The following is a 13,013-nucleotide window of genomic DNA, read 5'->3' on the forward strand; positions in this document are numbered from 1 at the left end:
GCTCAGGCCGCCCCGGACGCGAGGACCTGGATCGCCGCCACCACGCGCTCGTACGTGCCCAGGGTGTCGAAGCCCATCTGGTCGAGCGCCGACCACACGAACCCGACCGTCGCGTACATCCCGACGGCCGTCGCGAGGATCCACTCGCGCACCGACCCCGTGGAGCCGAGCAGGGGGAGGGCGAAGCTCCCGCTCGGGCGCCACACGTCGTCGACGACGAGCGAGCGCCGCACCCAGCGCGGCGAGCGGATCTTCACCGGCCACAGCAGAGGGGCGCCGTTGGTCGTGAGCACGTCGCCGAGGATGTGGATCGCGACGCCGAGCCCGACCGCGACGGGGAGCCAGTTCCACTCCTCCGGGGAGAACAGGGCGACGAGCACGGCGACGGTGAGCGACGTCACCCACGGCACGAGCTTGCCGCGCCGCGAGAGCTTGAGCGCCTTGAGCGCGAGCGCGACGAGCAGCACCGCGAGCAGCCCGCCGCCGACGTAGACCGTGCCGAAGCTCGCCGTCTCGACCGTGACGAGCCCCGCGAGCCAGGCGAGCGCGGTGAACACCGCGATGCCGAGGAACGAGTGCGTGCCCTGGCGGTGCCCGCCCGCGATCGTCTCCACGGCGTCGGACACCCACTCGCTCACGGGCGGCAGCGAGTGCGCGAACGTGCCGTTGTGATGGTCGGCGTCGGGGAGGAGCGCGGCCCCGGCGCACACGACCGCACCCGTCATGACCCCGACCGACGACACGGGGTGCCAGCCGAGGGCGAACGGGGCCGTGGACGTCACGGCGATCCACGCCGCCGCACCGGTCGCGGCGTGGTTGGCACCCATCATGGCGGCGCATCTCCTGTCGTCGGGCCCGCGCGCGGTTAGTCGGCGTCGGGAGGTCTGTCCGGAACGTCCGGAACCCTACCCGGTGCCGCCGACAGTCCCGGTCGACCGCCCGGAAGACCGGGATCCCGGACCTCGGCCGAGATAAAAGTGTGCCAAGCGCCGACGGGCGCACTGCGGGTGCGAGCTCGTCCGCGGACAGGAAAGGCGGCCGGTGCGGGCAGGAAAGACTGCCGGCCGGTGGGTGCCCCGGGCGCACAGCGGGCCCCGACCGGAGAATTCCCGACGAATTCGAGAAATGGGGTTGTGTCGATCGGGAAAGGCGCGTACGGTCTTCCTCGGTCGACCACATTCCGGTGCGTGGGCCACCCGACACGACCGAGAGGAGCAGTGCCGTGCGCGAACCCGTCCAGCAGGACCGGCGACGTCCCGTCCTGCCCTGCGAGCAGCCGCGCGTCGTGCTGCCCGTGGCGTATCTCAGCGTGTCCTCGTTCCTCGTCGGCTACCCCGGCGGTCCTGTCGTCTGACCACAGCGTCGTCACGACAGGCCGTCCCGGACATCGCCGGGGCGGCCTTTTTCTTGTGCGGGAATGCGCCCGGTCGGGGTGCATTTCTCGTGCTGCTTTTCTGTTCTCTCCGCCGTCGGCGCGCATTTGTCGTGCGCCTGCGGTGAAAAGCACTGCCTTCGTGGTCCAACGGACACGACGCCGCTCTACGGAAGCGGAGACGGGGGTTCGACTCCCTCCGAGGGCACCTGGACGCTCGCGTCCCGTCTGCTCGACGTTAAGGAGCACCAGCGCGCGTAGCTCAGCGGACAGAGCGCCGGCTTCCGGAGCCGAGCGTCGGGGGTTCGAGTCCTCCCGTGCGCACCTCGTCGCCCCAGCCGGGGCGGCGTCATGATCGTCAGGACGACCCGAGGAGGTCAGCATCGTGAGCACCGAGGCACACGCGTTCCCCGTCCCGCTGTCGGGCGCGAAGGCACCCACTCTCATGTGGGCGCACGAGCACGCCGTCGAGCCGGCCGCGCTGCAGCAGCTGCGCAACATCGCCGCGCTGCCGTGGGTCGAGGGCGTGCGTGTCATGCCCGACGTCCACCTGGGCAAGGGTGCGACCGTCGGCTCGGTCATCGCGATGCGCGACGCCGTGTCGCCCAACGCCGTCGGCGTCGACATCGGGTGCGGGATGATCGGCGTCCGCACGTCCCTCACGGCGGAGGACCTGCCCGACGACCTCGGGCCGGTCCGCGCGCGCATCGAGGCCGCGATCCCCGTCGGCTTCCACGCGCACGACGAGCCGGTCGACCCGCGCCGGCTGCGCTCGATCTCCGGCCGCGGCTCGGCCGAGGTCGCGCGCGGCGCGGACGCGTTCTGGTCGCGGTTCTCCGGGCTGCACGGGCGCGTGTCGGACATCGAGGGCCGCGCGCGCCGTCAGCTCGGGACGCTGGGCGGGGGAAACCACTTCGTCGAGCTGTGCACGGACACCGACGGGCAGGTCTGGCTCCAGCTGCACTCGGGGTCGCGCAACATCGGCAAGACGCTCGCGGAGCAGCACGTCGCGGTCGCGAAGCGGCTGGAGCACAACCAGGGGCTCGTCGACCGCGAGCTCGCCGTGTTCCTCGGCGGCACGCCGGAGATGGACGCGTACCTCGCCGACCTGTGGTGGGCGCAGGAGTACGCGGCGCGCTCGCGAGCGGTCATGATGACGCTCGTCGTCGACGCCGTGCGTGCGTCGTTCCCCGGCCGCGAGATCGCGTTCGACGAGGCCGTGAACGTCCACCACAACTACGTCGCGGTCGAGCAGGTCGACGGCCAGGAGCTCGTCGTGACCCGCAAGGGCGCGATCCGGGCCGGGAAGGGCGACCTCGGGCTCATCCCGGGGTCCATGGGCACCGGCTCGTACATCGTGCGCGGGCTCGGGAACCCGGAGTCGTACTGGTCGGCGTCGCACGGCGCGGGCCGTCGCATGTCGCGCACGAAGGCGAAGAAGACCTTCACGCTCGACGACCTCGCCGCCCAGACGGCCGGCGTGGAATGCCGCAAGGACGCCGGGGTGCTCGACGAGATCCCGGCCGCCTACAAGGACCTCGACGAGGTCATCCGTGCCCAGTCCGACCTCGTCGAGGTCGTCGCCCGGCTCGTGACGCTCCTCTGCGTCAAGGGCTGACCAGGCGGTCCGGGCGCGGCGAGCAGGTGGTCCTGGCGCGTCCCGAGGTCCGGACGAGCCAGGACCACCTGCTCGACACCGGAGGGTGTTAGGGGCGGTCGCGGGGGAGGCGGACCGCGACGGTGGTGCCGGTGGGGCCGGGCTCGTCCGCCGTCGCGGACGTCACCGTGATCGTGCCGCCGTGGGCGGTGACGATCGCGTCGACGATCGCGAGCCCGAGGCCCGTGGAGCCGCCGGTGCGGTTGCGGGCGTCGTCGCCGCGCGTGAAACGGCGCAGGAGCGTCGGCCGCAAGGTCGCGGGGATGCCGGGCCCGTCGTCGGCGACGGCGAGCACGACGGCGTCGGCGTCCGCGGAGAGCCGGACGTCCACGTGCGTGCCGGGCGGGGTGTGCGTGCGGGCGTTGGCGAGGAGGTTGGCCAGCACCTGGCGCAGGCTGGCCTCGTCGCCGGTCACCTCCAGGTCGACGGCGTCGTCCGGCAGGTCGTCCGGGTCCGGGGCGCCGGACGCCGGGTCGACGTCGAGGTCGTCCGCGCCGGGCAGGTCGAGCGCCCAGTCGTGATCGGGTCCCGCGGCGTGCGCGTCGGTGACGGCGTCCACGGCGAGCGCCGCGAGGTCGACGGGCGCGCGGTCGAGCGGGCGGCCGGCGTCGAGCCGGGCGAGGAGCAGCAGGTCCTCGACGAGGCCGGTCATGCGGACGGCCTCGGCCTCGATGCGGTCGAGCGAGCGCGCGGTCGCGGGCGGCACGTCGTCGGGGGAGCGGCGCACGAGCTCGGCGTACCCGCGGATGGAGGCGAGCGGCGTGCGCAGCTCGTGGCTCGCGTTGGCGACGAACCGCCGCACCTGGGTCTCGGAGTCGTGGCGCGCCTGGAGCGAGGTCTCGACGTTCTCGAGCATCCGGTTGAGCGCGGCGCCCACCTGGCCGACCTCCGTGCGCTCGTCGGTGAGGTCGTCCGGGACGCGCGGGATGGCGTCGATCTCGCCCTGCGCCAGCTCGAGCTCGGAGACGCGGCCCGCGGCGGCGGCGACGTCGTCGAGCGGGCGCAGCGACCGCCGCACGAGCCAGGTGCCGAGGAGCACGGCCGCGAGGAGCCCGGCCGCGCCGAGCGCGGCCTCGACGAGCACGTACCTCTCGACCGTCGCGTCGACCTGGGCGGTGCTCGACGCGACGGCGACGGGCTGCCCGTCCGCGGTGGTGCGGTGCACGGCGCGGAACGACCCGAGGTCGGGGAGGTCGACGTCGTGCGCGGCGCCGTCGGCGGGGACGTTCTCGAGCGCCGCGACCTGGGCGTCGTCGAGCGCCACGCGCTGGAGGTCCGGGGTGACGTACTCCGCGAGGGCGAGCGCGCCGTCGTCGTACCGCAGCACGGCGCTGCCGGGGCCGGTGCCCGCGGGGAAGCGCGACGGGTCGTCGGGCCCGCCGGGCTCCGGCCCGGAGGCGTCGCCGGTGCCGTCCGGGGGCTGCGTGGGGCCGCGGGCGAGCCGGTCGCTCGCCTGGCGCAGCTCGTGGTCGACCTGGGCGACGAGCTGGGTGCGCAGCACGACGGCGGACGCGACGGCGAGCCCGACGGTGACGAGCAGCACGACGACCGCGAGCACGAGCACGAGGCGCCGGCGCAGCGCGGTGGGCCGCCGGTCCCTGCCGGTGGCCGTCGGGCGGGTCGTGCCGAGGTCAGGCACGGGTGCTCTCCGCGTCGGCGGCGGGCTTGAGCACGTACCCGACGCCGCGCAGCGTGTGGATCATGGGCGCGCGGCCCTTGTCGATCTTGCGGCGCAGGTAGGAGACGTAGAGCTCGACGATGTTGGCCTGGCCGCCGAAGTCGTAGTTCCAGACGCGGTCGAGGATCTGCGCCTTGGACAGCACGCGGCGCGGGTTGCGCATGAGGTACCGCAGGAGCTCGAACTCGGTCGCGGTGAGCCGGATCTCCTCGCCGGCGCGCCGCACCTCGTGCGCGTCCTCGTCGAGCTCGAGGTCGCCGACGACGAGCACCGAGTCCTCGCGCTGGGCGGTCGCACCGCCGCGGCGCAGCAGCCCGCGCAGCCGGGCGACGACCTCCTCCAGGCTGAACGGCTTGGTCACGTAGTCGTCGCCGCCCGCGGTGAGCCCCGCGACGCGGTCCTCGACGGCGTCGCGCGCGGTGAGGAAGAGCACGGGCACGTCGGCGTCGCGCTCGCGCAGGCGGCGCAGGACGGTGAGCCCGTCCATGTCGGGGAGCATGACGTCGAGCACGACGACGTCCGGCCCGGTCTCCCGCGCGGTGCGGATCGCGGTGTGCCCGTCGAGCGCGGTGGAGACGTCCCAGCCCTCGTACCGCAGCGCCGAGGTGAGCAGCTCGGCGAGGTTCGGCTCGTCGTCGACCACCAGCACGCGGACGGGGGAGCCGTCCGGGCGCGTGAGGCGCGGCTGGTCCGGGCGGCCGACGGGGGCGGGAGCTGCGGTCATGCTCCCAGGGTCGCGCGGGACGCGGAGGGGTGCCTGTGGTGACCCTGTGCGCTCGCTGTGCCCCGGGGCCGGCCCGGCCGCCGCCCGACGCGCGCCGCAAACCGGGGTGAGAAACCGCAGTCGCGAGTCGTTGAAACCTTGACTTTTGTGCGCCTGCCGTCAAAACTCGCTGCATCGGCAGCAGCCGACGTCCACGCACGCAGGAGTGCGCGTGTCGCCCCGTGGGGTCGCCGTCGGCGACCCTCCGGCTCGCGCTCTCGACGACGAGGGAGAAGCACGCATGGATTTGTTCAGCGGCATGACGTTCCGGCGGGCGGTGGCCGCGGCCGCCGCGCTGCCGCTCGTGGGCGGTGCCACGCTCATGACGGCGGGCCCGGCGGCCGCCGACGAGGAGGACTACAAGATCCTCGTCGTCGGTGAGACGCTCGGCTTCCGCCACTCGCACATCGACGACACCACGCGCGCGCTCATCGAGCTCGGCGCCGACAACGGCTTCACGGTCGACGTGTGGGACCCGCCGAACAGCTCGGCGGGGTGGTGGGGCAGCGGCTCGCCCGGCCAGCCCGACCTGACGATGGACTCCTCGCCGTTCACGAGCGCCGAGGACCTCGCGCAGTACGCGACCATCGTCTTCGCGTCGCCGGTCGACAACACCAACTCCCTCAACCCGGCCACGCCGCGCCTCCTGGACGACGCCGAGCTCGCCGCGTTCCAGGGCTACATCCGGGGCGGCGGCGGGTTCGTGGGCCTGCACGCGGCGACGGACACGATGCACACCGTGCCCTGGTACAGCCAGCTCACGGGCGGCGGCGCGCGGTTCGTCAGCCACCCGCAGCAGCAGACGGCGACGATGCGCGTCGAGAGCCCGGGGCACCCCTCGACGGCGCACCTGCCCGCCGTCTGGGAGCGGTTCGACGAGTGGTACAACTACACGACCAACCCGCGCGAGGACGTCCACGTCCTCATCACGCTCGACGAGTCGACGTACAACCCGGGCAACAACGCGATGGGCGAGGACCACCCGATCGCGTGGTGCCAGAACTTCGAGGGCGGTCGCTCCTGGTACGAGGGCGCCGGGCACACCGACGCCTCGTGGACCGACCCGCTGTTCCTCGAGCACGTCCTCAAGGGCGTCGAGTGGACCGCGGGCGTCGTCGAGGGCGGCGGCAACTGCGTCACCTTCGGCGAGGTCGACGAGCTCGTGGCGGGCCTGAACACCTCCGCGGTCGGCGACGGCGTCATCGCGGGCGCGATCTCGTCCCTGCTCGGCAGCGCGCGCAGCGCGGCTGACGCGGACGACCCGACGACGGCCGTCCAGGTGCTCGGCGGCGCGCGCTCGCTCGTCGACCACCTGTCGGCGGCGGCGGGCGACCGGGCGCTGCTCGGCACGAAGATCGACGACCTCGTCGACTGGCAGTCGGCCCTCGTCGACGACGGCCCCGCGCTCGACCTCTCGGCCGAGGCCGAGCTGCGCACCATGGGCGGCAAGCAGTACCTCGCGGTCCGGGTGGTCAACCAGGACGACACGGCCGTGGACCTCACGGTCACCACGCCGTACGGGACCAAGGAGTTCGCGGCCGTCGCACCGACCAAGAACGCCTACCAGGCCTTCGCGACGCGCCTCGTCGAGGTGCCCGCGGGGCAGGTGACGGTGACCGCCACCGCCGAGCGTGACGGCGAGACGGTCACCGAGGAGCTCGTGGTCGACTTCGGCGGCACCGCCTGACGCCTCCCCGGCCCAGCAGGCACGACGCCCGTCGCACCCCGGTGCGGCGGGCGTCGTCGTGCGCGGAGCGGGACGCCGCCGGGCGCGCCCGCTGCGCGTCAGGCGAGCTGGAGGGTCGTGAGGCAGGTGGGGTCGTCGTCGCGCGTCGAGACGGTCGTGGTGCCGACCCGGCCGTCGTGCTCGACGCGCAGCTCCGCGTCGACGTCGCGCGGGAGCCAGTAGCCCACGAACCCGTTGGCGCCGAGCGTCGTGTCCTCCTCGACGAGCACGTCGCCGGTGGCCGCGTCGACCACCGTCACCGAGACCGGCTCGCCCGCGAGCTCGCCCTGGCACGTGGTGAGCGAGTGGTAGAAGCACTCGTGCGTCTCGTCCACGAAGGGCGCGACGGAGAGGTAGAACGTGTCCTCGGGCAGCGGGACCGTGGTCTCGTACGACTCGTCGGCGAGCACGAGCTCCGCCGCGCGGACGGAGGCCACGAGGTCGGTCGGCCGGTCGGCGGTCTCGAGCCCTTCCAGGCGGTCGACGACCTCCTGGCCGCTGAGCCCGGCGAGGTCGTGGCGGTCGAGCAGGGCGTCCAGCGCGGAGGGTTCCGGGGACCCGCCGGAGCAGCCGGCGAGCACGAGGGCGGTGGCGGCCACGGCGGCCACGAGGGTCGGGAGGGCACGTCGTCTCATGCGCCGATCCTCTCAGAGCGCGACGCCGTGACCAGGGCCGGAGGTCCCGGGCGCGCCGACGGCCGGGACCCTGGCGGGCCCCGGCCGTGCGGGTGGCGGACGGCGTCGCGTCACGCGGTGAGCATCGCCACCGGGTTGTCGTGCGTGAGGCGCGCGAGCACGTCGCGCGGCACCCCGCGCGCGGCGAGCATCTCGGTGAACACCGTCGGGACGTAGGCGAACCCGTTGCCGCCGTGCTGCACCCACATCTGCTTGAGGAACACGTCGTGGCTGAGCAGCACCTGGCCCGCGTGACCGGCCTCGACGAGGCGCTGTACCGCGGTCGCGGTCGTGTGCGGGTCGGGGGACACGCCCTCCTTCGGGAAGGTGATGTCCATGCCGACCATGTCGAACTCGAGCCAGACGCCGCGCTCGGCCACGGACCGCTGGTAGCCCGGGTCGTCGGCGGACGGGTCCATGTGGCACAGCACGACCTTCTCCGGGCGCACGCCCACCTCGTCGAGCACGAGGTCGAGCACCTCGTGCGCGCGGCGCTGCCAGCCGGGCAGGTGCACCTGGAGCGCGACGTGCGGGTGCTCGCGCTGCGCGAGGGCCGCGGCGCGCAGCGACGCGGCCTCGCCCGGCGTGAACGACGGCGAGACGCCGATCTCGCCGATGATGCCGGGCCGCACGCCGGTCCCGCCGATCCCGTCGGCGAGCTCCGCGACGATCGCGGACGCCTGGGCGTCCACGGCCGCGGCGGCGATGCGGTCGCCCTCGAACTTCTCGAGGTACGCGCCGCAGCCCGCGACCACGTGCAGGCCCGTGCGGCGCGCGACCTCCGCGAGGCGCTCGGGGTTGCGCCCGATCGCGGCGCTCGACGTCGCGTCGACGATCGTGCGCCCGCCCAGCGCGGCGAAGCTCTCGAGCTCCGCCGCGACCGCGGCGACCGGCTTGTCGGCGATGTTGTCCGCGCAGCAGTACGGGTCCTGGCGCAGCGCCCACGCGACCGACGCGGAGACCGGGACCTCGACGACCGCCTCGGAGAAGCGGTAGCTCGGCGGGTCGAGCACCCCGGACAGGTCGTTGAAGAGGTGCTCGTGGGGGAGCGTGAGGCCGAGGTCCGCGGCCGCGGCGCGGCCGGTGACCGTCTGGACGTGGCCGGCGGGCGTGACGCTCATCGCGCGCTCGTCTCGCCGGCCTCGCCGCCCGCGACGGCCGCCGCGACGCCCGCGTCGGGTCCGTCCGGGCCACCGGGGGCGTCCGGGCCGTCGGCGTGCGCGGCCTTGCCGGACGGGATCATGCCGATCCCGGCGGCGACGAGCGCGATGACCGTGCCGATGACGGTCGCGACGTGCACGGTGTGGCCGAGCGCCGGGATCGCGGCGTCGAGGACGAGCGAGCCGACGAGCTGGCCCGCGACCGAGGCGAGGCCGAGCAGGAGCAGCCCGAGGCCGCGCACGAGCAGCGCCATGAGCGCGATGGACAGCAGGCCGAGCGGGCCGCCCAGGTACATCCACCACTCGCTCGGGAGCTGGAAGTCGACGCCGCCCACGGCCGCGCGCACGAGGTAGGCGATCAGCAGGGCGGTGAAGCCCACGAGGAAGTTCCAGCCGATCGAGACGAGCATCGACCCGGTGACGTCGGCGACGGCCGCGTTGCCGGCAGGCTGCCAGCCCGCGAGCAGACCGCCCACGAACGGCATGATCGCGAGGACGATCGTGTGCGGCACGGAGAAGCTCGGCGAGATGACGACGACGGTCGCCGCGATGGCGAGCGCCGCGCCGAGAAGGCGCGTGGTGGTGAGCGGCTGCTTGACGGACGCCGTGACGCCCAGGCGGTCGCAGATGACGCCCGAGATGACGAGGCCGGAGATGAGCGAGATCTGGAACGTCGCGACGCCGAGGACGCCGACGGTCACGCCCTCGGACAGGACGATGACGGCCCCGCACAGGCCCGCGAGGTAGTTCCACCACGGGATGGTGCGCGAGCGGATCAGGCCGGGGATCGCGAGCGCCTCGCGTCGGGTCGCGGGGCGCGCGAACACGACGACGAACATGAGGACCAGGCCGGTCCCGAACGAGATGAGGGCGGCGGCGTGCCCGTCGCCGATCGTCTTGCCCAGCTGGCCGTTGACGGCCGCCTGCATGGGGCCGAGGGCCCCCGCGAGGACGGTCGCGACGACGAGCAGGGCGGTCGCGGTGTCCTTGACCCTGCTGCGGCGGGCTGACGGGCTCACAGCACCTCCCTGAGTGCCGGACGGGGAACCGGTGGTCGCCGGCGTGGTGTGCTTCATTGCGTGACCGTGCCTTCCTCCGACGGTACGTCGGACTTAGCTGTGGAGCGGAATCCTGGTGCCCTCGGGGGCCAGGTCGGTGGCGCGCGGCAGGGAGTCGACGGCGCCGTGGCGGGTGGTGGTGGAGGCGGCGACGTGCGCCGCCCAGCGGGCGGACTCGACGAGGTCGCCGCCGTGGAGGAGGCCGTCCGCGAGCGCCGCGCAGAACGAGTCGCCGGCGGCGGTCGTGTCGACGGCGTCGACGCGCTCCGCCGGGACGGTGACGGGTGCGCCTCCCGCGGGGACGACGAGCGCGCCGTCGGCCCCGAGGGTGACGACGACGTCCCCGGGGTGGTCGAGCGCGCGGACCATGGCGAGCACGGCGTCGGTGCCGACGGGCTCGTCGCTCGCGCCGACGAGGGTCGCGAGCTCGAACCGGTTGGGCACGAGCACGCGGAACGCGGCGCGCACGGGGGCGGGCAGCGGGACGGCGGGCGCCGGGTTGAGCACCGTGGTGCCCGTCGCGGTGGCGGCGACGGCGCGCAGGGCGCCGAGCGGCGTCTCGCACTGGCACAGGACGGCGGCCGCGTCGCGGACGAGGTCGGCGCGCTCCGTGACGAACGCCTCGTCGACGACGGCGTTCGCGCCGGGCTCGATGACGATCGTCGACTCGGGCTGCTCCCACAGCACGACGGCGACGCCGGTGGGGCGGTCCGCCGTCGCGAGGCCGTCGAGGACGAGGCCCTCGACGGCGAGACGGCGGCGGATCGCGCGGCCGTCGTCGTCGTCGCCGACGGCGCCGACCATGGCGACGCGACGGCCGAGCCGGGCGGCGGCGACCGCCTGGTTGGCGCCCTTGCCGCCGGGGGAGCGGACGAGGCCCGTCGCGGAGACGGTCTCGCCCGAGCGGGGCAGGCGGTCGACGGTCAGCCTGAGGTCCATGTTCAGGCTGCCGACGACCACCACCTCGGGCGTCATCAGCCCGCGAGCCAGGTGACGGCCTGGCCGAACAGCGGGCCGTAGCCGGCCCAGTCCATGAACTCGCGCGGGGCCCAGTGCGGGGAGATGTCGGAGGCGAACGCGAGCGTGCGCCCCTCGCCCTCGGTGCGGACGGCGACGAGCGGGCGGCCCTCGATGGTGGCGAGGACGGTCGCGTCGGCCTTGGCGGTGAGGCGCTGGTAGCCGAGGAGGATCGGCCACTCGCGGTCGAGGCCGGCGGTGACGGGGTGCTCGACGTCGGTCAGGGTGCCGCCGATGCCCTCGGGGGTCTCCTCGCGGTCGTCGTACGGGAGGATGTCGACGGGCAGGACGGCCTCGACGGCGGTGCCGTGGTAGTTCGCCTTGGCCTGGAAGCCCTGGAAGCTGAGGTAGCCGCCGGCCATCATGAGGCCGCCGCCGCGGCGGACCCACTCGGCGAGGAGCTTGAGCCGGTTCGGGAACGGGCGCCCCTGGGAGAACACGACCGGCGGGAGCAGGAGCGAGTTGGCGCCGATGTCCGACAGGATCACGACGTCGTAGGCGTCGAGCTCGTCGAGCGTGGAGGGGAAGTCCTCGGCGACGAGGTGCGAGGGCAGGTGCGTGACCTCGTGGCCCTCGGCGGCCAGCGCCTCGAGCAGGCGCGCGCACCCGATCTCGAGCTGGGCGTGGGGGAACGCGTCGTACCCCTTGTAGTCGGTGGTCGCGTTGATCCACGACTCCCCGGCGAGCAGAACCCGGCTCATCCCGGCCTCCTTGCGATCAGGTCGCGCGGCGACGTCGGCGACGACGTTGCGCAACGTTGTGTGGCGTTGCGCAAGACCGTAGGGTGGAGATGCTCGGCCTGTCAACACCGTCTGTGCGACGCGGTGCCGGTAGGGTGCAAGGGTTCTGGGACGCGAGCCGTTGGAGGGGAGCCATGACGCTCACGCGTGTTGCGCAACGTGCCGGCGTGTCGGCCTCGACGGCGTCGCGCTACCTGCGCGGACAGCTCAACGTCCAGCCGGAGACGGCGGCGCGCATCGACGCCGCGGTCCGCGAGGTGGGGTACGTCGTGCCTGCGCCGGGCCCGGCCGCGCGCGAGGACGAGCGCCGCACGGGCGTCGTCGCGCTCGTCGTGCCCGACTTCGTCAACCCGTTCTTCACCGCGCTCGCCGAGGAGGTCGCGCGCCTGGCGGGCGACCGCCGCGTCCCGCTCGTCGTCGCGCTGTCGACGCGGCACGGCGACGCCGAGTCAGGCCTGGGCCAGCTCCTCGCGAGCGACGGCTCGCTCGGCGGCATCGTCTACGTGGGGATGTCCCGCACCGACGACCGGCTCGCGCGCGCCGTCGCGGACGGGCTGCCCGTCGTCGTCATCGACGAGGAGGTCGACCTCGACCTGCCCGTCGAGACGATCACCGTCGACAACTACGGCGGCGCCTACCAGGCCACGAGCTACCTCGTGCAGCAGGGGCACCGGCGCATCGCCCACGTCGCCGGGCCCGCGGAGCTGTCCACGACCCAGGACCGCCTGCGCGGCTACGTCGACGCGATGCACGACGCCGGCCTCGACGTCGACCCGGACCTCGTGCGCCACGGCCCGTACACCGAGCAGTTCGGCGCCTCGACGTTCCCCTACCTCACGCGGCCCGGGAACGCGCCGACGGCCGTGTTCGTCGGCAGCGACATCGTCGCCGTCGGGATGCTGGGCGCCGCCGAGCTGCACGGCATCTCCATCCCCGAGGACCTCTCGGTCGTCGGGTGCGACGGCATCCGCGTCGGCCAGTGGCTGCGCCCCAAGCTCACGACGCTGGAGCAGCCCGTCGCGGCGCTCGCGCTCGCCGCGATGGACGCGATCGAGCGCTCGATGGCCGGCACCCCACCCGCGGTCCCGCCCGCGCGCACCGTGCTGCCGCTGCACCTCGTCGTGCGCGGCTCGGTCGCCCGGCCCGCGGACGGCTGAGGCCAGCCCTC

12 protein-coding genes and 2 tRNA genes are annotated in these 13,013 nt (G+C 74.1%); 6 read left to right on the plus strand and 8 right to left on the minus strand.

The genetic code is table 11. The features are described 5' to 3' along the window. Positions 1–2 precede the first annotated feature (2 nt). The gene (locus ACI769_RS12160; protein WP_409141644.1) at positions 3–830 is read right to left on the minus strand and encodes a metal-dependent hydrolase; all 828 of its coding nucleotides are present in this window, start codon (positions 828–830) and stop codon (positions 3–5) included. A gap of 392 nt (positions 831–1,222) precedes the next feature. On the opposite strand from ACI769_RS12160, the gene ACI769_RS12165 reads away from it, so the two are divergent. The 4 genes from ACI769_RS12165 to ACI769_RS12180 all read left to right on the plus strand — a co-directional run bounded on the left by ACI769_RS12165 (position 1,223) and on the right by ACI769_RS12180 (position 2,990). Continuing rightward, positions 1,223–1,354 (plus strand): hypothetical protein, encoded by a 132-nt coding sequence (locus ACI769_RS12165; protein WP_255376401.1) that lies wholly within the window; start codon positions 1,223–1,225, stop codon positions 1,352–1,354. 154 nt (positions 1,355–1,508) lie between these two features. After that, positions 1,509–1,580 (plus strand) — tRNA-Arg (locus tag ACI769_RS12170). 43 nt (positions 1,581–1,623) lie between these two features. Continuing rightward, positions 1,624–1,696 (plus strand) — tRNA-Arg (locus ACI769_RS12175). A 121-nt stretch (positions 1,697–1,817) separates the two neighbouring features. Beyond that, the gene (locus ACI769_RS12180) at positions 1,818–2,990 is read left to right on the plus strand and encodes an RtcB family protein (RefSeq protein WP_409141715.1); all 1,173 of its coding nucleotides are present in this window, start codon (positions 1,818–1,820) and stop codon (positions 2,988–2,990) included. A gap of 88 nt (positions 2,991–3,078) precedes the next feature. On the opposite strand, the gene ACI769_RS12185 is transcribed toward ACI769_RS12180, so the two are convergent. Both ACI769_RS12185 and ACI769_RS12190 read right to left on the minus strand, forming a co-directional pair. Then, positions 3,079–4,668 (minus strand): sensor histidine kinase, encoded by a 1,590-nt coding sequence (locus tag ACI769_RS12185; RefSeq protein ID WP_409141645.1) that lies wholly within the window; start codon positions 4,666–4,668, stop codon positions 3,079–3,081. Continuing rightward, a complete protein-coding gene (locus tag ACI769_RS12190) occupies positions 4,661–5,431 on the minus strand; it encodes a response regulator transcription factor (protein WP_409141646.1) in 771 nt (256 codons plus the stop codon). The genes ACI769_RS12185 and ACI769_RS12190 overlap by 8 nt, the downstream gene beginning before the upstream one ends. Before the next feature lie 280 nt (positions 5,432–5,711). Here ACI769_RS12190 and ACI769_RS12195 point away from each other — a divergent pair, with 280 nt between their 5' ends. Next, positions 5,712–7,157, plus strand: coding sequence for a ThuA domain-containing protein (locus ACI769_RS12195; protein ID WP_409141647.1), 1,446 nt, complete (start codon positions 5,712–5,714; stop codon positions 7,155–7,157). 98 nt (positions 7,158–7,255) lie between these two features. Here the strand turns inward: ACI769_RS12195 and ACI769_RS12200 are convergent, their stop codons facing one another. The 5 genes from ACI769_RS12200 to ACI769_RS12220 form a co-directional block, all read right to left on the minus strand. Then, positions 7,256–7,831 (minus strand): CueP family metal-binding protein, encoded by a 576-nt coding sequence (locus ACI769_RS12200; RefSeq protein ID WP_085387812.1) that lies wholly within the window; start codon positions 7,829–7,831, stop codon positions 7,256–7,258. A 110-nt stretch (positions 7,832–7,941) separates the two neighbouring features. Continuing rightward, positions 7,942–8,991: a phosphotriesterase gene (locus ACI769_RS12205; RefSeq protein ID WP_085387813.1), complete on the minus strand. Its 1,050-nt coding sequence runs from the start codon at positions 8,989–8,991 to the stop codon at positions 7,942–7,944. Then, entirely contained in the window at positions 8,988–10,049 is a 1,062-nt protein-coding gene (locus ACI769_RS12210) for a DMT family transporter (RefSeq protein WP_216607979.1), read from the minus strand. Before ACI769_RS12210 ends, ACI769_RS12205 begins: the two co-directional genes overlap by 4 nt. Before the next feature lie 93 nt (positions 10,050–10,142). After that, positions 10,143–11,063, minus strand: coding sequence for a ribokinase (locus tag ACI769_RS12215; RefSeq protein WP_043653989.1), 921 nt, complete (start codon positions 11,061–11,063; stop codon positions 10,143–10,145). Beyond that, the gene (locus tag ACI769_RS12220) at positions 11,063–11,806 is read right to left on the minus strand and encodes a glutamine amidotransferase (protein ID WP_074806944.1); all 744 of its coding nucleotides are present in this window, start codon (positions 11,804–11,806) and stop codon (positions 11,063–11,065) included. Before ACI769_RS12220 ends, ACI769_RS12215 begins: the two co-directional genes overlap by 1 nt. A gap of 173 nt (positions 11,807–11,979) precedes the next feature. Here ACI769_RS12220 and ACI769_RS12225 point away from each other — a divergent pair, with 173 nt between their 5' ends. Then, positions 11,980–13,002, plus strand: a complete 1,023-nt coding sequence (locus ACI769_RS12225) for a LacI family DNA-binding transcriptional regulator (RefSeq protein ID WP_409141648.1) — start codon at positions 11,980–11,982, stop codon at positions 13,000–13,002. Positions 13,003–13,013 lie beyond the last annotated feature (11 nt).

The sequence above is a fragment of the Cellulosimicrobium sp. RS genome, from assembly GCF_046159675.1.
GTDB lineage: Bacteria > Actinomycetota > Actinomycetes > Actinomycetales > Cellulomonadaceae > Cellulosimicrobium > Cellulosimicrobium funkei.